The following is a 200-nucleotide window of genomic DNA, read 5'->3' as shown; positions in this document are numbered from 1 at the left end:
GGTGGGTGATGACGGGATCGAACCGCCGACCCCCTCCTTGTAAGGGAGGTGCTCTCCCAGCTGAGCTAATCACCCACTTCTCAATTTCTTATCTACACGGCGGAGACTACATAAAGTAGTTGGTGGGTGATGACGGGATCGAACCGCCGACCCCCTCCTTGTAAGGGAGGTGCTCTCCCAGCTGAGCTAATCACCCCCGC

The 200-nt window shown here is 57.5% G+C and carries 2 tRNA genes; both read right to left on the bottom strand.

Going from position 1 to position 200, the window contains the following annotated elements:
* Positions 1-2 precede the first annotated feature (2 nt).
* Positions 3-75: transfer RNA gene (locus OGY35_RS01075), tRNA-Val, on the bottom strand.
* 45 nt (positions 76-120) lie between these two features.
* A tRNA-Val gene (locus tag OGY35_RS01070) sits at positions 121-196 on the bottom strand.
* Between the last annotated feature and the right edge of the window lie 4 nt (positions 197-200).

Source organism: Citrobacter sp. Ct235 (assembly GCF_030332305.1).
GTDB lineage: Bacteria > Pseudomonadota > Gammaproteobacteria > Enterobacterales > Enterobacteriaceae > Citrobacter_A > Citrobacter_A telavivensis.
The sequence above is the reverse complement of the archived record's forward strand: the minus strand, read 5'-3'. Positions and strand labels throughout refer to the sequence as shown.